At 63.5% G+C, this 16,601-nt stretch carries 15 protein-coding genes and 2 pseudogenes; 10 read left to right on the forward strand and 7 right to left on the reverse strand.

Annotated features, from left to right (window positions below; genetic code table 11):
- The 7 genes and pseudogenes from FV228_RS07115 to FV228_RS07145 all read left to right on the forward strand — a co-directional run.
- On the forward strand, nt 1-114 hold a 114-nt coding region (locus FV228_RS07115), incomplete at its 5' end, for a transposase domain-containing protein (RefSeq protein ID WP_147853959.1).
- 15 nt (nt 115-129) lie between these two features.
- A pseudogene (locus tag FV228_RS07120) lies at nt 130-339 on the forward strand (IS5/IS1182 family transposase); the annotation flags it as partial.
- Complete coding sequence (locus FV228_RS07125; protein WP_246693860.1) at nt 336-761, forward strand: hypothetical protein; 426 nt, start codon at nt 336-338, stop codon at nt 759-761. The pseudogene FV228_RS07120 and the gene FV228_RS07125, both read left to right, overlap by 4 nt.
- A 69-nt stretch (nt 762-830) precedes the next feature.
- A complete protein-coding gene (locus FV228_RS07130) occupies nt 831-1,235 on the forward strand; it encodes a response regulator (protein WP_147853960.1) in 405 nt (134 codons plus the stop codon).
- Between the two features lie 552 nt (nt 1,236-1,787).
- The gene (locus tag FV228_RS07135) at nt 1,788-3,053 is read left to right on the forward strand and encodes a flagellar hook-basal body complex protein (RefSeq protein WP_147853961.1); all 1,266 of its coding nucleotides are present in this window, start codon (nt 1,788-1,790) and stop codon (nt 3,051-3,053) included.
- A gap of 37 nt (nt 3,054-3,090) precedes the next feature.
- Entirely contained in the window at nt 3,091-4,983 is a 1,893-nt protein-coding gene (gene flgK / locus FV228_RS07140; RefSeq protein WP_147853962.1) for a flagellar hook-associated protein FlgK, read from the forward strand.
- Between the two features lie 2 nt (nt 4,984-4,985).
- On the forward strand, nt 4,986-6,578 hold the full coding sequence (locus FV228_RS07145) for a flagellin (protein WP_147853963.1): 1,593 nt from the start codon (nt 4,986-4,988) through the stop codon (nt 6,576-6,578).
- Between the two features lie 587 nt (nt 6,579-7,165).
- Here FV228_RS07145 and FV228_RS07150 read toward each other — a convergent pair.
- Nucleotides 7,166-7,441: a hypothetical protein gene (locus FV228_RS07150; protein WP_147853964.1), complete on the reverse strand. Its 276-nt coding sequence runs from the start codon at nt 7,439-7,441 to the stop codon at nt 7,166-7,168.
- On the reverse strand, nt 7,441-7,758 hold the full coding sequence (locus FV228_RS07155) for a hypothetical protein (RefSeq protein WP_147853965.1): 318 nt from the start codon (nt 7,756-7,758) through the stop codon (nt 7,441-7,443). Before FV228_RS07155 ends, FV228_RS07150 begins: the two co-directional genes overlap by 1 nt.
- Before the next feature lie 373 nt (nt 7,759-8,131).
- On the opposite strand from FV228_RS07155, the gene FV228_RS07160 reads away from it, so the two are divergent.
- Nucleotides 8,132-8,344, forward strand: a complete 213-nt coding sequence (locus FV228_RS07160; protein WP_147853966.1) for a hypothetical protein — start codon at nt 8,132-8,134, stop codon at nt 8,342-8,344.
- A 768-nt stretch (nt 8,345-9,112) separates the two neighbouring features.
- Here FV228_RS07160 and terL read toward each other — a convergent pair.
- The 3 genes from terL to FV228_RS07175 all read right to left on the reverse strand — a co-directional run bounded on the left by terL (nt 9,113) and on the right by FV228_RS07175 (nt 13,032).
- Nucleotides 9,113-10,744, reverse strand: coding sequence for a phage terminase large subunit (gene terL / locus FV228_RS07170; RefSeq protein ID WP_187277664.1), 1,632 nt, complete (start codon nt 10,742-10,744; stop codon nt 9,113-9,115).
- On the reverse strand, nt 10,737-11,234 hold the full coding sequence (locus FV228_RS32965; protein ID WP_187277665.1) for a DUF5681 domain-containing protein: 498 nt from the start codon (nt 11,232-11,234) through the stop codon (nt 10,737-10,739). The genes terL and FV228_RS32965 overlap by 8 nt, the downstream gene beginning before the upstream one ends.
- 343 nt (nt 11,235-11,577) lie before the next feature.
- Nucleotides 11,578-13,032: a DNA modification methylase gene (locus FV228_RS07175; protein WP_187277666.1), complete on the reverse strand. Its 1,455-nt coding sequence runs from the start codon at nt 13,030-13,032 to the stop codon at nt 11,578-11,580.
- A 496-nt stretch (nt 13,033-13,528) separates the two neighbouring features.
- On the opposite strand from FV228_RS07175, the gene FV228_RS07180 reads away from it, so the two are divergent.
- Nucleotides 13,529-13,777: a plasmid stabilization protein gene (locus FV228_RS07180; RefSeq protein ID WP_147853969.1), complete on the forward strand. Its 249-nt coding sequence runs from the start codon at nt 13,529-13,531 to the stop codon at nt 13,775-13,777.
- Nucleotides 13,774-14,199: a type II toxin-antitoxin system VapC family toxin gene (locus FV228_RS07185; RefSeq protein ID WP_147853970.1), complete on the forward strand. Its 426-nt coding sequence runs from the start codon at nt 13,774-13,776 to the stop codon at nt 14,197-14,199. Before FV228_RS07180 ends, FV228_RS07185 begins: the two co-directional genes overlap by 4 nt.
- Nucleotides 14,200-14,576: 377 nt before the next feature.
- On the opposite strand, the gene FV228_RS07190 is transcribed toward FV228_RS07185, so the two are convergent.
- Both FV228_RS07190 and FV228_RS07195 read right to left on the reverse strand, forming a co-directional pair.
- Nucleotides 14,577-15,878, reverse strand: coding sequence for an LLM class flavin-dependent oxidoreductase (locus tag FV228_RS07190; protein ID WP_147853971.1), 1,302 nt, complete (start codon nt 15,876-15,878; stop codon nt 14,577-14,579).
- A gap of 40 nt (nt 15,879-15,918) precedes the next feature.
- A pseudogene (locus tag FV228_RS07195) lies at nt 15,919-16,601 on the reverse strand (MmgE/PrpD family protein); the annotation flags it as partial.

Here is a 16,601-nt window from a genome sequence, read left to right on the forward strand (position 1 = left end):
GCCTACCTCGCCGACGTCATCACCCGCATCGTCGAGGGCCACCCGCAGCGCCATCTCGACGATCTGCTGCCATGGGCCTACCCGGCCATGCCAGCCCTCAGAGCCGTGGCCTGAAAACAGCGCTTACCGTCCATCGATCGCCGAACCACCCGCGGCGCCAGCGATGGCATGAGTCAGAGGATGCACAAGCGCATCGAGGAGGGCTTTAGCTGGATCAACACCGTCGGTGGCCCGTGCAAGACCCGCTTCAGGGATCGCAACAAGGTCGGAACGGCCTTCGCTTTAACGGCGGCCTACAACCTGGTCCGCTTGCCCAAGTCCCTCGGAGCCCCAGCGTGAGCGTCCTGGGCAAGTGGCGGATCGTCGAGTTCCCCGGCTACGGGGACGATTACGCCGACATGGTCGGTCCGGCCTACATCCTCTTCGAGAACGGACGTGGTGAGTTCGCGTTCGGATGTGTTACCGGGGCCTTCGCCGGTGGTGGCGATCACGCCGCCATCCAGTTCGACTGGGCTGGCAACGATGAGATGGACCAGGCCTGCGGCTCTGGTTGGGCCGAGCTCCAGGCCGACGGCACTCTTCGGGGTGGGATTGGCTTTCACGCCGGCGATGAAGTCCCCTTCCTCGCTCGCCCCTGGGCGACCTCTTCAACAGCTTGCTCAGCACGCTTAGGCCGACGACGACGGCGTGCTCCACCCAACGATGGTCGGAAGCCGTCCGTGCCCCGTACAAACTTTCACAAGGCTTACCTGTCACAGTAGCCCCTATTCGGACGGCGGTGCGCCGGGTCAGCGCGCCATTTCGAGTGTGCGCATTCGCCTCGAGAACTCATGCCCTATTCCGGCTTTCCGCCTGTCCTCCTCGTCGACGATGTGCCGATGATCATCGAAGTCGTGCGCGCGGTGCTCGACCAGCTCGGCTTTCGCGACATCGATGCGGCGGCCGACGGCACGGCGGCGCTCCAGCTCCTGCGTCAGCGTCGCTACTGCTTGGTGCTCTCCGACTGGAACATGCTACCGATGACCGGATACGAGCTGTTGCGTCATGTGCGCACCGACCCAGCTCTGCGAGAGACACCGTTCGTGATGATGACGACGCAAGCGCAAGCCGATTGCTTTCCGGCGGCGCGTCGGGCTGGCGTGAACGCCTGCCTGATCAAGCCGTTCACGCCCTCGAAGTTGCGCGAGACAATCATCGCGGTGTGCGGGAATACTCGACCGGATCGTACGGCTTAGGCCCATTCATCAGCGTGTCTGCGCGAGCCTGCGAGCCTGCGGTCACTCCTTCATGGATCGTCTGCCCCCGGAAGCCTGGCATCGACCACGTCGAGGCCCGAACGCTTGCGGCGTAGGACCGGCCGTTCCCCCAGTTCCGCGGCCTCGTCAGTATCGTGGCGTGAAGACCCGTTCCTTCGATAAACCGGGGCGGGCGTTCGGCGCTCAAACGATCGGTGGCCTCCGCATCGACGCGTCTACCCGCACCCCGCTCCGTCCTTCAGCCGCTCGGCCATGTAGGCTGACCTCGACTCGGCGGCGGCTTGGGACAGCACCTTTGCGCTATGCAGCGGCGTGATCGATCGCGTCCATCCGACCGACGTAAGCGAGCGGCAGATACCTGAACCTGCCCATTCGTCGATGAGCCCGGGCAGATATTGCCGGCATCCGGCAGATATTTCCTGGCAGTCTGTCCTCGTGCTGCGGCGGACCCGACTAAGCATTTGATAAAAAGGCGATTCTCCGTGGACCGCGGCTTGCTTACCTATCGACGTATGTTGAGTGAGGATCGCCATGGATCTCTTTTCGGCCCTGCAGACTTCGGTATCCGGACTCCAGGCGCAGTCCTACGCCATCAGCAATATCTCCGGGAACATCGCGAACTCGCAGACGACCGGCTTTAAGCGGGTCGACACCAGTTTCGTCGATTTGATGTCTGAGACTACGCCCAAGCGCGAGGTCGCCGGTTCGGTTTTAGCTCAGTCGCAGCTGACCAACACGATCGCCGGCAATGTTGTGTCGTCGACGATACCGACCAATATGTCGATCAGCGGGTCGGGCTTCTTCACGGTGGTGCAGAAGACCGGCGACGCGAACGGCCAATCCGCGTTCAGCGGCACCAACGCCTACACGCGTCGAGGCGATTTTGCCCAGGACAAAGACGGCTACCTGATGAACGGAGCAGGGGGGTACCTCACGGGCACCAACCTCGATCCGATCACGGGCCAGACGACGAGCACCGGCCTCGTCAACGTCGGCAATGCGACACTTCCAGCTCAAGCTACCACCACGATCAAGTACGCGGCCAATCTTCCGGCGACCCCCGATACCAGCGCCACAACTACCCCCCCCAACAGCATCCTTGGTCCGTCGATCACAGCTTATACCGCGACCGGGGCCCCCGTGACGGTCAACATGCGGTGGTCCAAAGATCCGAGCGCGGGTGCCAACAGCACCAGCTCAAGCTGGACTCTTTCTTATGATGCTGGCACGAACGGCACCGCAAATTGGAAAGCTGTAGATACGAAATTTACCTTCGATTCGACAGGTAAGCTCACTGGTCCCGCCGCTGGAAGTGTGAGTTTAGGTGATCCAACGATCGGAGGTTACACGTTCGCGGGTCTTGCGCTGGATATTTCCGGGGGCTTGACTCAGTACGCCGATACCACTGGGGCCGTCACAACCAACACACTCAGTCAGAACGGAAACAACTCTGGCACACTCACGAGTGTTGCAGTCGGCGCGGATGGCAAGATCAATGGCACGTTCTCAAACGGCACCGTCGTGGCGATCGCCACGGTTGGAATCGCTCAGTTTGCCAACCCCGACGGGCTGCGGGCCGACTCGAAAGGCAATTACCTCCAGACCGCCGACTCCGGTCCGCCCTTGGCAGGCCTGAATGACAGCACGATCACAGGTGCCAGCAACGAGCAATCCAACACCGACATCGCGACCGAGTTCTCCAAAATGATCGTCACACAGCAAGCCTACTCTGCGAACACGCGGGTCATGTCGACGGCTCAGACGATGATGTCCGACCTTCTCAACGTGATCCGATAGTTGTGCTTGTCCGGCGGACCGCGGAGGAAGCATCGATATGTCGCTTAATGCACTGTCCAACGCGACCGCCGGGCTTGCGGCCACGCAGGCGGCGATCAACGTCGTCTCGCAAAACGTCGCGAATGCCGGCACGGCCGGATACGTCAAGCGGACGCTCACGCCGGTCGCGACAGGGACCAACAACCTCGGCGTCGCCTCTGGCACGATCACCCGCAGCTTCGATGCCGCCGCGCTCAAGCAGCTGCGGCTCGAGACGTCGGGGGCCGCCTATACCAGCACCAAGGCCGGCATCGCCTCTCAGCTCGACGCGCTCTATGGGGCGCCGGGCAGCGGGGCGGCGTTGGACGGTACGCTGAACACGTTCACCCAATCATTGCAGGAGCTGTCGGCCAACCCGACCTCGGCGGCGGCGCGCACCACCGTGGTCAGCAACGCCTCGGCGCTGGCCGGCCAGATCAACGGCACCGCCGCCGCGGTGCAGAACCTGCGCTCGGGGATTGAGGCCCAACTCGGCACCGACACGCAATCGGCCAGCACGCTCCTGTCCAACGTCGCGAAGCTCAACGCCAAGATCCAGAACACCACCGACGCCTCGTCCCTGGCCGACCTCCAGGACCAGCGCGACCAGGTGATCAACACGCTCTCGGGCTTCATGGACGTCCAGACCGTCGCGCAGCGTGACGGCACGGTCTCGGTGCTGACCCAGTCGGGCGTGACCCTGGTCGATCGCGGCACCGCCGCGACGCTGAGCTTCGACGGCCACGGCACGCTGAGTGCGAACGCATCCTACTCGACCGACCCGGCCAAGCGCACCGTCGGCACCATCACGGCCACGCTCCCGGGCGGCGGCAAGATCGATCTCGGGGAACAAGGCGCCATCCGGTCGGGGAGCCTGGCTGCCGGGATCGAGCTACGTGACCAAACCCTCCCGCAAGCCCAGCGCCAACTCGACGATCTTGCCGCAGGGCTGGCTACTGCGCTGACCAACACCAGCGTCGGCGGCTCCCTGAGCACAACAGGCGATACCTCGATCCCTCTTTCGAAGATGCAGCCGGGCAATACGATCACGCTCCAGGTCAGCGACAATTCTGGCGTCGCGCGCAACGTGACCTTCGTGGCCTCGGCGGCCTCAGGCGGCACGATCGTGCCCGCAGAGCAGACCGCCGACACGAACGGGCTGACGCTGACCTTCGACGCGAGAGGTGACGCGACGACCTATCCCGACAAAATCCAAGCCGCGCTGGACACCTTCTACGCGAACCCGGCTTCCACCACCTACAATCTGCCGAGCCTCAGCGTCACGCCGCCCAGTTCACCTGCGCCGAGCTCGACCCTCACGCTCACGACGGGGGGCAAGATCGTCGGCGCTGCCAGCGCCAGCATCACCGTGCCGACCTCGGCCGATCCCAAGACCGGCTATCCGCAGATCGCCCTGTTCGTCGACGGTTCGGGCAACAAGCTCTACACGGGCTCGTTCGACAGCGGCTCGCAGCTCACCGGCTTCGCGCAGCGCATCACCGTCAACGGGAACCTATCGGCCAACACCGCCGCTCTGACAGCGTCGAGCGCGACCGACCTTACCGCGACGGGTTCGCGCGCGCAGGCGATCTTCACCGCCCTGACCTCGACGCAGCAGACCTTCTCGTCGTCGAGCGGAATCGGCGGGGTCTCCGCCCCCTACCGGGCCAGCGTCGTCGGCTTCGCCCAGGACGTGATCGCCTCGCAGGGGGCCGCGTCCGCGAACGCCAACGCACTGAATGACACCCAACAGACCGCACTCTCGACCGCGCAGGGTCGGTTCGCCGCCGGGGCCGGGGTCAACATCGACCAGGAGATGTCGAACCTGATCGCCCTGCAGACGGCCTACGGCGCCAACGCTCGGATATTGACCGCCGCCCGCGACATGCTCAACCAACTGCTGCAGATCTGACCATGACGACGATCTCACCCTTCGCGGCCGGCTCCTACGTCGCCAACCGGAACACCTCGCAGCTCCTAACGCTGAAAAACCAGCTGAATGACCTGTCGAACCAGCTCTCCAGCGGCAAGGTCTCGCAGACTTATGGCGGGCTCGGCACCGGGCGCTCCACGGCGCTCGCCGCCCAGGCGACCCTGAGCGCGCTCGACGGCTACGCGACTGGCATCACCGCCGCTCAGACTCGGACGAACCTCGCGGTCACGAGCCTGACCCAGGTCGCGACGCTCGGCACCACCGCGCGAGCGGCGCTGAATAACGGTCTTCAGAGCGTCGCGGTCAACTCCACGGCGGGACGCTCGATCGCGCTCGCCAACCTGCAGACTGCGCTGGACACGCTCAACCAGTCGGCGGCAGGCAATTACCTGTTCGGCGGCGGCGACGCCACCACCCAGCCGGTGCTCGACGCCGACACGATCCTCAACGGATCGACTGACGCCAAGGGCAATCCGCTCGATGGCCTCACAGAAGTCATCAAAGAGCGAGTCGAGGCACAGTTGGGGACGGACGGAAACGGCCGGCTGACGCAGACCTCGCCCAGCACTACCTCTGTGCGGGTGAAGGATGAAGCGAGCGCTACAACCCCACGCCTATTCGGCTTCACCCTGACCGGCCCTGCGAAAATGACAGGCACGGCGCTCAAAGCGACGATCTCCGGAACCAATCCAGCGTCCCTTGATGTGAGCTTGGCGGCTCAGGCGGCCGCCGGCGACAGCATCAGCTTCTCCGTGAAAGCACCCGATGGCACCTCCACGAGCGTGACCTTGACCGCGGCTACCAGCGCGGATTCTAGCTCCACGACCAGCTTCGCCATCGGCGCCAGCGTCGCCGACACGATGACCAATCTGTCGAAAACCCTCGACAACGCCCTCAAGGGTGCGGCCAGCAGCACGTTGGCCGTGAGCGCAACAGCTGATGCCGCAACGCAATTCTTCAGCGGATCTGCAAAAGGCGGGTTGGATCAGAACGGGGTGATACCCCAGCGCGTCCAATACGTCGGGACGACCCCGGTGGGTTACGCGTCTCCTGACCCGAACACGACGGTGCTCTGGTACCAGGGCGAGAACAACTACGACATGACGAAGACGCCGCCCGAGCCCACCCCTGCACTCGACACCCAATCGATCCAAGTGAGCGCCACCGGCCAAGTCGGCACCGGCGCCCGCGCCATCGATCCGACGATTCAAAACGTGCTCGCCGGCTTGGCGACCATGGCGTTCGCGTTGCCGACGGCGAGCGATGCCAACACCGCCGCCACCTATCAGCGGGTCAATAGTCGCGCGGGCGCGCTGTTATCGTCGTCCGACCAGACCAATCCGAGCATCCAGGATACCGTCACGCAGCTGAGCATCGCCTCGACACGGCTGTCCAATGCCAGCACGACGAACACGGCGACCAAGAACAGTTTGCAAAACACCCTCGACGGGATCGAGCAAGCCCCGACCGAGGAGGTCGTAGCCAAGCTGCTGGATGTACAGAACCGCTTGCAAGCCAGTTATCAAATCACCTCTTCGCTCTCAAAATTATCATTGGTGAATTATATAAGTTAGTCGAGCCCAATTGAACAATGACTATCCTCGTCGTGCACTGTGAGCTAAACCGGTCGGACACGAAATCATTGAAAACGAGAGAAAGCGTTTTCAAAAAAGAAGTCTCGAAAGGGAGGCGATCGGAGCAGATCAGCTCGAATGGATCGACCTTTTTTGTACAAACCCCGGAGTCAGCTCTGATTTTGTTGAAAAGATTGATTGAAAACTGCATCTTGAATAAAGAAAAAGATAGACTATCAATTACCGACGCGGGTCAAGGCAAGGTCTACATTTGGGGCAGATTTGACGAAGAGATCAGCACCAAATTTCCTTTCCTCATCGAAGAATACGGCGCCTAATAAACTCTGTCAGGTACTTCGTACAGACACTATTTCACCAAAGCCCGCAATCCTGCTGATGCTTACCGCTCGAGGACCGATGCACATTGGCCACACGTCAACGGGGGAATACGCCGACAAGTGTAGAAGTGTGCCTCTCGACCATTGAAGCTTCGACGGGGCTGCCCTGGCCGAGCCTCGTGAGCGCGACCGGGCGTGGCCGCGAAGACCCTTACTGAGCCCGCAGTCATCAGCAAGCGCTAGACAGGGTCAATGCACCACCCTGCCGATGCCAGAGCCAAACGATGCCAGACCGCCTCTCTCCACGGCCTCCATGAAGGCGCGGTAGGCATCCTGCTCGGTTGCGAAGCGCTCCTGCCACTCGGTGCTGCCACTAGCCATGTGGACGACCGCCAGCTGCCAGGGATCCCGCGTCCCCGCGAACCGATAGATCTCCACGTCCACCGTCTCACCGCCGTGGGTGAACGGGCCAGATAAAGTGGAGTGCTCGAAGTCGCGATCCTCGTCATCCACGACCAGCCCCATCAGGGTCGCTTAACGTCGCCGAGAAACTGGGTCATGTGCACGACGACACCAGCGCCGCTGGACCCCGACTCCGTGCTCCCCCCAAACCCTTCGGCCTGCTCGGCGCGCTTGGCGATCTGCATCAAGACCAACTCCACCGACGGTGGCCATGCCACACCGTTGTCCTGCAACATTCGAGTGGCCTTAACGAGCATATGAAATTGCTTCGGCTGAATCGTCGTGCCCTCGACGTGCTGGTCGAGCATGCGATCAGCCAGCGCCGTCGCCAAGCCAGCGACCTCGGTCAGCTTGTCCGGCGGTGCATTGGTGTCCGTCACGTCACATAGCCCTTCGCTTCCAGGTGTTTGGTGCGACGCCTCGGCTCGCCCCTCGCGCGGTTCGCGATCTCACATAGGCACCCCGGGCCTTTAACCTGATCACGACGAGCCGGGGTACCGACACCTATCCGAGCTACGCTCCGACGCATTAACTTGCGCAGGCAGCTCCCGCTGGCAACTCGATCACGGTTCAATCGAATCATTTCGTGGGAAAGCGCCTTCAGCACGGTGCGGTCGGATCAGGCCTCCATATTCGGGAGATCCGCTGGTTGCCCAGCTGTAGCTCACGGCAGATCTATCAAATTGATCGCATTTGCGAAATCGCCCCCACACCGATCTCATGGTCCTATCCGGTGTGGGGGAGGCTTGGGCCATGACGATCACCGCCTCGATCAACACCGTCGGCGTCATGCGCGCGACGGAAATGCTCCAGTCGGCCCGCACTGATGCGGCCCTCGATCATCGAGAAGGCCCGCACACCGTCTCGGTCGAAATCGCGCGCTCCAGCGAGACTGGGGCGCAGCAGCGGGAGGGTAGGCATCTGTCTCCACCATCGCAGAGGCGGGTCGTAGATATTCAAGTCTGAGATTAGGCCGACCTGCTGTCAGTCCTTGGCTTGGTGAAACAATCTTCTGCGAGAAAAGCTCACAAGCTCAAAAATCGGCAGCTTGTTATTTGATATTTATGCCGCCGAATCGCCCAAAATTTTAAATCAATTTCCTTATTAAATAACAAGCAGCCGCAATTGACCAAAATTACTTTATTGATACACCCGTAGATTTAGGAAAATGCGTCGACATAGTCGGCTCCCCGTGGCTGTGCCGCGATACGCATGCCGTCGCCGCATTTCCCCTGTCCAAATCGTAGCGCAGCTTTACATTCCAGGAGTGCAAAAGGAGCGGCCAATGACATCGGCCATCAGCATGCGCGATTTGCAAAAACTGTCGGCCGGCGGGATCCAAGCGTTGCCCCACACTGTCTCGATCAAGAATCGAGGTTGTGCCGCGGATCGTCTACGCTGACCGTCTTGAGATCGCATCGCGCCCTCTCACCCATGCGGTCGCATCGTGCAACGGGTCGACAAGCGACGCCCATCTTCTGGCTTGTGCCTGGACGTTCGACGCCGGTATTTGGAGCCATGATCGCGGTTTTGTCGGCACGGGCTGGCCGCGCCTTGGTCGAATGCCAATCTGCGCCACGCGATCGGGCGAGTGCCGGACAAACACCCATCCCATTCGCCTTTCACAGCATGACGAGCCAGTCGTCCGACGATTGATAACCGCGAATTGAGTCGACGGCTCCGGGGGCGCCCACGCGTTGTCCCTCATCGGGCTCGCCAACCGAGAAACCTTTCTCAGCTACGGTTACGCACAGAACGACGGGTCGTCTGACCGCTCGGGCTGCGGGGCGCGTCCTGCACCGGCATCGGTGTCGAGGCCGGGACGTCGATGACGCGGCATCCATTCACAAAACGTACCTTCGCGCCCTCGGCAATCAGAGCATCGGGCTCGGCCGCTACGATCTTCGGGTCGACGGCTCGGCGGCGCGAACTCAGCGGCCGTATACTATCCCGACTGCGCCGGACTGGCGGCCGAGCCCGACGCAACCAGTCCGTAAGGTGGTGCAGGGCGTAGCTCGTGGCATCGACCTGATCGTCGAAACGGCCGTTCGGGAAAGCCAAGAGTTCGTTTTCATAGGCGCCGAGCCAAGAAGCCTCGCCAGGCAAGTGTACGCGCCCCTCCTCGAACCGAACCGATTGCGCCTCACAGCGCGCGACCTTGTCGAGGCGGGCCGGGAGCAGGATCGGGCGTAGCGGGCTTGCGCGACGTAGATCCTGAAGAAGCGCGTGGCCGAGCGCCGTACTTTCGATCAGTGTGAGGTCGGCCTTCCAGCGCTCATGCAGTTCCAGCACCGCTTGCCGTAGCTGATAAAACTCGAGCCGCTTTCTGACCAAATCGAGCAGGTAGAAATCCTGGTCGCACACCCCCCATACCTGGCCCACCGACCAATCGCTGTTCTCGCCCAAGGTCGAAGCGGTGTCCCATACGACGACGATTCGATTGAAGGCGACCGGCCTTTCGTTGTAGAATTTCAGCCATTCGCGCTTGATCAGATTGCCGCTCGCCGGCGTCGGGGTCTGTTGATACTGCGCCTCGAAGGTACGCGAGCCAAGTTCACGCCGCAGGCCGTCAAGCAGCTCACACGGCTCACGATCGGCTTGAAGCGCTTCGCCGCAGAAACGCTGATGCACGTGACCCGGACGATCGCTGAGCCGGAACTCGCCGTCCTCTATGGCGATGGCTGGGAGATGGACGACCTCCCAATCCTCCGGAGCGCGTGCGAGCAGATGGCCGCACAGGTCGGCCTCGTGCAAGCGTTGCATGACCAGCACGATGGCACCACGCCGCTTGTCGTTCAGGCGCGAGACCAGCGTCCCCTCGTAGTACTCGATAGCCCGCCGCCGATCGGCTTCCGAGGTGGCGCTCGAAGCTTTCATCGGATCGTCGAGGATGATCACATCGGCGCCCCGACCGGTCAGCGCGCCGCCGAGGCCGAACGATAGGCGCCCGCCCCTGAGCGTCGTCACGAGCTCGGTGTCGCGCCGGCGGCGGTCGACGAGTTCGCAGCGCGGAAACAGCTCCTGGAACCAGTCGCTCTCCATGACCTGGCGCGTATCGATCGCGTGCTTGCGTGCGAGATCGGCGGCGTAGGAGGCGCACAAGATCCGCTTTGTCGGATCATGCCCAAGGAGCCACGCGGTGAAGGCGACCGAGACCGTGATCGACTTCATCGAGCGCGGCGGCACATTGATAATTAGCCGACGGACCTCACCCCGGGCCACCCGCCCAAGCTGCCAGGCGAGATGGTCGAGGTGCCAACTGTGACAGTAGGGCGTCCCAGGATCGAGGAACGTGAAGGTCTTGTGGGCGAAAGCCGCGAGGTTCCGGCGCAACAGCGCCCGCAGGAGGCGGCGGCGATCAATCACGGCCGCCTCCCTCGTCCTCACAGAGCTCGTCCGTATCAGGCTCAGGTGCGTGATGCGCTTCGGAGTGATGCGTGCGTAGGATCGCGTCATCCTCGGTCGCGGTCTCATCGTCACCGCGCGCGATAGGTGCATCACCGATCATGCGAAAGATGAGATCAAAGCAATCCTTGATTGCCTTGCGGTCGCCCTTCAATGCGATGTCACCTTGCTTGATCATGAGACCGAGCAAGCGGGGAACTTGACGCTCGCGACCGCCGTCGACGATTTTCATCGTCTTTTCGAACCACAGCTCCTCGACCATCGCTTGCATGGTCGAGCGGTTGAGGCTTCCCTTCGGTCTTCCCTCGGGATTGCCACTCTTACCCTTGACAAAGCGCGTCCGCTTCGGCGGGCATTTGTAGCCGACGCGCTCCCCATCCTCAGGGGGTTTAGGGGTTGAGTTCGCCTGACCGAGCTCGGCAGGCTGCTCGTCATCATCGTCGTACGTCATGGCCCCCTCCAGCAACTCGCCACGCCTTCCCGTCGAGGAAGGACACAACCGTGCCGGAATGCCGCTCGCTTGAACGATGACGACTGACCCGCGCTGAGGCGGAGCGTCTTCCCGGTTTTTTGATCGATCTAAGACACATCTCACCGATGCGCACCAATCTTATCGACGGCGACGAGGCAGTTCGTCAATTCAAAAAAATGAATTTCTAGAATTTATTCTCTGAACCAATCAATCTATGCTTTAGGCACGACGGGGCTATGACTTAAAGCGAAATGCCTTGAGCCATAGCCCCGTCTTCTTGATCACGCCGGATCCAGTCGGTGGCGTAGGGTTCGTCGCGCCGCTACGAACCCTTTGGTTTGGTCCGCTCGCGCACCCGTGGTCTGGCCGCCGCTGCCGAAGGTGATGCCACGGGGGAAGTCGGGCGATCTGGCGCAGCACCCTGCAGCCCCTCGGCGAGCCGGCTTTCGGTCAGCTGCGCCAAGCTCAGCCCGGTCTCGAGGTGCATCGCTTCCCGGCCGGAAGCCTCCTCGAAGCGCCGGATCGCGATCTGGGCGTAGCGCGGCTCGTACTCGATCGCCCGAACGCGGCGTCCGACCCGCTCCCCGGCCAGGACGGTGGTACCCGAGCCCACGAAGGTATCGAGCACCACCGCGTCGCGCCGGCTGACGTCCTTGAGCGCATCGACCACGAGCTGGATCGGCTTGACTGTGGGGTGATCGTTGAGATCATCCACGCGCCCGGCGCGAAACCCATTGCCGCCGGGATAGGTCCATACGTTCGACCGATTGCGCCCGAACCGGCCCATCTGGACGTTGTCGCGATGGGGCGTATCCCCGACCCGGAACACGCCGACCAACTCGTGCTGATTGCGATACAGCCCACCTTGCCCGGCGTTGGTCTTCACCCAGGTGACCAGGTTGAGATAAGCGCCGTAGACGCTCTCACCGGCCTCGATGAGGTCGCGCACGTGCTTCCAGTCCATGCACACGAAGTGTACGGCCCCGGGCGCCGAGACCCGGGCGGCGTTACCGAGGCTCGCCTCTAAGAAAGCGACGAACTCGACGCGGCTCATCTCGCCCGACGCGAAGGCGAACTCCGGATGCTGGTTTTGGCCACGCCCGCCTATCGCGCGCACCGGCACATTATAGGGCGGATCGAGAAACGCGACCTCCGCCCGCTCGCCCGCCATGAGCCGGTCGAGGAGATCGGCATCCCGGGCATCGCCGATGGCGAGCCGATGCACCCCGAGACTGAAGATATCGCCGTGCCGTAAGCATGTCTCCGACTCCGAGAGCGCCGAACCGATCGCATCGCCGGCGTCTCCTGCACTGTCATCGAAGTCGATCACGAGCGCGTCGATCTCGGCGACCTCGAAGCCGGTGTCGCTCAAGGTGAGGCCGGCCTCCTCGAACAGCAGCGTCAGCTCGGGGATCTGGCCGGCCAGCGCCTTGCGGTCGAGGCGGGCATCGAGGCTGACGCGATTGTCGCTGAGCAGGAAGGATCGCTTCTGGGCTTCCGACAGGTTGAAGACCTGGACGACCGGCATGCTCCCGAGACCCCGCCCCTGGGCAGCGGCGAGCCGGGCATGGCCGGCCAGGATCATGTAGCGCTCGTCGATGATGGCCGGCGCCAACTGCCCCACACCCTCGATGGCACGGCTCAGCTTGTTCACCTGCCGCGACGAGTGGACCTGTACGCGGTGCGGGTTTTCCACGAGGATGTTGAGTGGAGCGAGCCCGTAGCGCCCTTCGAGCCCCGGCCCGACGGAGACGCGCGGTGCCTCGTCGAGGGCCATCGCGTTGGCGCCGACGCCGGGAGGGGCCAAGCCTGCCGGTACGGCGAGCGAGCGTTTTTGAGTTTGTCTCGGCATAAGTGACTCCAAAGCTGACTGCGATGGAGACCGATGCTGGCTTAAAAGGCAGACGAGCAGCACACAGTCATCAGCTGGCGCACGACCGACTAGGCCGTACGTCCCAAACCGATGCTGCTCCGGGCTGAACCGCCCAATGCTGCTTCGAGATTTCTGCGGGCTGCCGAACGCCTCGCGGCTGTGATCGGCCCCCGTGCGCCAAAGCGAGCTTTACTCGACTCAACCGTGGCACAATCTGTGATGCCGCACCTTCAACCCAAATACAATAGCTTTCCGAACCACGACGGTACGAAAGCTGGCGTCGGAGCCTGCCAGCGCTGTGGCCGCTTCTTCAAAGGCCAGCTGCACCCATTCGACAGGGATACCTTGTCTGCTCCTTCAGCAGACGCTAATTTGCAGTCAATGACTAACGGAGTTTGCCATGGCGGTGATGACCATCCGCAACATCGACGCGGCGATTAAAACCCGCTTGCGGGTCCGCGCCGCCATCAACGGCCGCTCAATGGAGGACGAGGCCCGCGATATCCTTCGCTCGGCGCTCTCAACCGAGATCCCACGCCCCACGAGCGTTGGACAATCAATCCATGAGCGCTTCGCCGCGCTCGGAGGGGTCGATTTACCGGAGCCACCGCGGGAGCCGAGCCGTGAGCCCATTGGATTCGAAGAGTGATCATCCTCGATACTAACGTCCTCTCAGAGTTGATGCGAGCGAAGCCAACAATACTCGTCCTAAAATGGTTTGCGGCTCAACCCTCGGCCGGCTTGTTCACCACAACTCTCACGCAAGCGGAGATCTTCTACGGCCTATCGTTGCTACCGGAGGGGCGCCGTCGCGACGATCTGTTCGCAGCAGCTCAGCCGATTTTCGAGGTCGAGTTAGCCGGACGTATCCTGAGCTTCGATCAAGATGCGGCTATGGCCTACGCGGACATCGCGGCCAGCCGACGCCGAGCTGGGCAGCCAATCTCGCAGATTGACGGTCAAATCGCTGCGATTACCGCCTCCCGCGGCGCGCGTTTGGCGACCCGTAACGTGCGAGACTTTGTCGATTGCGGGATCGTTGTTGTAGATCCATGGATGATGCCGAATTGAGCCATCCAGCGCACCGCCACGAACCCGTCCCACTCCCATTGGATCCGCGAGCGATGAAACGGGGAAATAGTCGGCGGAGCCGCTATTCGGCTGGGGTCTTTCGGCGATCGTAGGGTATTGCAGGTTCGTGTGGTCAGCGCTTGATAGCGTACGCTGTTAGGCCCAAAATCCCTGTACTTTTCCCTCGTGCAGGGAAAATGGTATCGCGGCGTATCGCGCTACGGCGCATCGCCCCCTCGAATCAGTCTTGAGCTAACCGGCCGCGGCAAGGCGTCGACCGCGGACGCGGTGAGACTCGCCGAGCGTTCGCGGCTCACCCGTAGGTAGCCGACGCGCTTGCTAACGACGGGCGCGGGCCGCAAGCGCACGGATCGGATTCACCGCGCCTCCGGCCTCGACAGGCCGAGATGCCCGCGCAGGGTGGTGCCCGTGTACTCCGTCCGAAACAGGCCGCGCTCTTGGAGCAGCGGAACGACCTCTCGGACGAAATCGCTCAGCCCCTCGGGGAAGAAGGGCGGCATCACGTTGAAGCCGTCCGCGGCCCCACCCTCGAACCAAGCCTGCATGCGGTCGGCGACGTCCGTCGCCGTGCCGACGATCATGTGGTGGCCGCGCCCCGCTGCCACCCGCAGGGCGAGCTGGCGTATGGTCAACCGCTCCCGGCGGGCCAGCTCGGTGAGGAGTTCGGCGCGGCTGCGCAGCTGATCCGAGATCGGGAGGTCCGGGAGCGGGCCGTCCAGATCGTAGGGTGCCAGCGAATGGCCGAGACGCTCCTCCAACAGCGGCATCGCCTTGGCGATCTCCGTCCACCGATCGAGTTCGATCAGCTTCGCGCTCGCCTCCTCCAGCGTCCGGCCGATGACCGGGAGGATGCCCGGCATGACCGCCACGGTCGCGGGATCGCGGCCGAAGCCGGCGACGCGCTGCCGGAGGCTGGCGTAGAAGGTCTGCGCCTCCTCGATGGTCTGCTGGGCGGTGAACACCACGTCGGCCCTGCGGGCGGCGAGATCCTGGCCCGGACCGGACGAACCGGCCTGGATCAGGATCGGGTGGCCTTGCGGCGAACGTGGGATGTTGAGCGGGCCCTTGGTACGAAAGTAGCGGCCGACATGGTCGAGCACCCGCACCTTCGCGGGGTCGGCGTAGATGCCGCGCGCCTTGTCCTTCACGAAGGCGTCGTCGTCCCAGCTGTCCCAGAGGCCGCAGACCACGTCGACGAACTCCTCGGCGACGGCGTAGCGCTCGTCATGCGCCGGATGCTCCTTCGAGAAGTTGTCGGCGGTGCGCGCGTAGGAGGTGGTGACGACGTTCCACGCCGCCCGTCCGCCGCTCAGATGGTCGAGCGACGCGAAGGCGCGGGCGGTGTGGTAGGGCTCGCCGTAGGTGGTCGAAGAGGTCGCCGCGAGGCCGATGCGGCGCGTCATCATCGCCAGGGCGCTCAGCAGCGTCAGCGGCTCGAAGCGGGCGATCATCGACGGGTGGGCATCCACCGCGCTGGTGAGGCCGTCCGCGAGGAACACCATGTCGAACTTGGCGTCCTCGGCCATCTGCGTCACCCGCCGCAGGAGGTCGAAATTCTCGCTGCCGGCCTCGGCGCGCGGGTGGCGCCAGCCCGAGACGTGATGGCCGGCTCCCTGCAGGAACAGGCCAAGATGCATCTGTCGCGGGGTCGTCGTCATGGGCGGGCTCACGGATGGAGTTCGGGGGCGGCCGGGATGCTTACGGCTGCCGCGGTTGCGCGAGGAGGCCGAGGAGGCGGGCGAGATCGTTTCCGTCGTGCATGCTGCGCACGAGGTCGGGCACCGGACGGAAAGCCTCCGAACCGGCGGTCGCGTCCCGGAACTTGTCGTCGGGATCCGTGAGCCCGGGCAGGCCGTCGATGCGCCGGCTTCGCGACTGGCCCTGACCGTCCGTGATCTCCACCACGACGAAGCGCGTGCTCGGGTCCGAGGAGAGGCGGCGGGCGGACGGATCGTGCCGGCGCTCGACCCGCGCCGCCAGCGCCGCGAGGTCGGGGCGGACCGGACGCGCGTCGAAATGATCGATCCGGACCGCCCCGTCCACCAGGGCCGCGGCCAGGATGTATTCCGGGCTGAACCGGGCCTCGATGCCGGTGCGCGGCGTCCGGACCACCAGGGCGGCGTCGCCCCCCGGCGGGAAGGTGATCGTCGCCCGCGCCAAGTCGCGGATGCCCTCGCGGTGGAAGGCGAGGCCGGCCACCGCCACGGGATGAGCCGCCGTGCAGCACGGGAACGCCTTTAGGGTCAGGCCGGGGCGGACGATCTGCCAGGGGGCGCCCCAATCCTCCAGCACGCGCTCGGGCGCCGCCTCGCCGAAGCCGTAGGCCTGCAGGAACCCGTTCGCGCCATCGAGGCCGTCGTCGGCGCCGGACAGGCCGGCCT

This window comes from Methylobacterium sp. WL18 (assembly GCF_008040015.1).
Classification (GTDB): domain Bacteria; phylum Pseudomonadota; class Alphaproteobacteria; order Rhizobiales; family Beijerinckiaceae; genus Methylobacterium; species Methylobacterium mesophilicum.

What these genes read in the sequence shown, in the direction of transcription:
- FV228_RS32965 (WP_187277665.1), bottom strand. Translation starts at nt 11,234, where the DNA reads ATGACGTACGACGATGATGACGAGCAGCCTGCCGAGCTCGGTCAGGCG.
- FV228_RS07180 (WP_147853969.1), top strand. Translation starts at nt 13,529, where the DNA reads ATGGCGGTGATGACCATCCGCAACATCGACGCGGCGATTAAAACCCGC.
- FV228_RS07175 (WP_187277666.1), bottom strand. Translation starts at nt 13,032, where the DNA reads ATGGCCCTCGACGAGGCACCGCGCGTCTCCGTCGGGCCGGGGCTCGAA.
- FV228_RS07190 (WP_147853971.1), bottom strand. Translation starts at nt 15,878, where the DNA reads ATGACGACGACCCCGCGACAGATGCATCTTGGCCTGTTCCTGCAGGGA.
- FV228_RS07135 (WP_147853961.1), top strand. Translation starts at nt 1,788, where the DNA reads ATGGATCTCTTTTCGGCCCTGCAGACTTCGGTATCCGGACTCCAGGCG.
- flgK (WP_147853962.1), top strand. Translation starts at nt 3,091, where the DNA reads ATGTCGCTTAATGCACTGTCCAACGCGACCGCCGGGCTTGCGGCCACG.
- FV228_RS07150 (WP_147853964.1), bottom strand. Translation starts at nt 7,441, where the DNA reads ATGGGGCTGGTCGTGGATGACGAGGATCGCGACTTCGAGCACTCCACT.
- FV228_RS07145 (WP_147853963.1), top strand. Translation starts at nt 4,986, where the DNA reads ATGACGACGATCTCACCCTTCGCGGCCGGCTCCTACGTCGCCAACCGG.
- FV228_RS07130 (WP_147853960.1), top strand. Translation starts at nt 831, where the DNA reads ATGCCCTATTCCGGCTTTCCGCCTGTCCTCCTCGTCGACGATGTGCCG.
- FV228_RS07160 (WP_147853966.1), top strand. Translation starts at nt 8,132, where the DNA reads ATGACGATCACCGCCTCGATCAACACCGTCGGCGTCATGCGCGCGACG.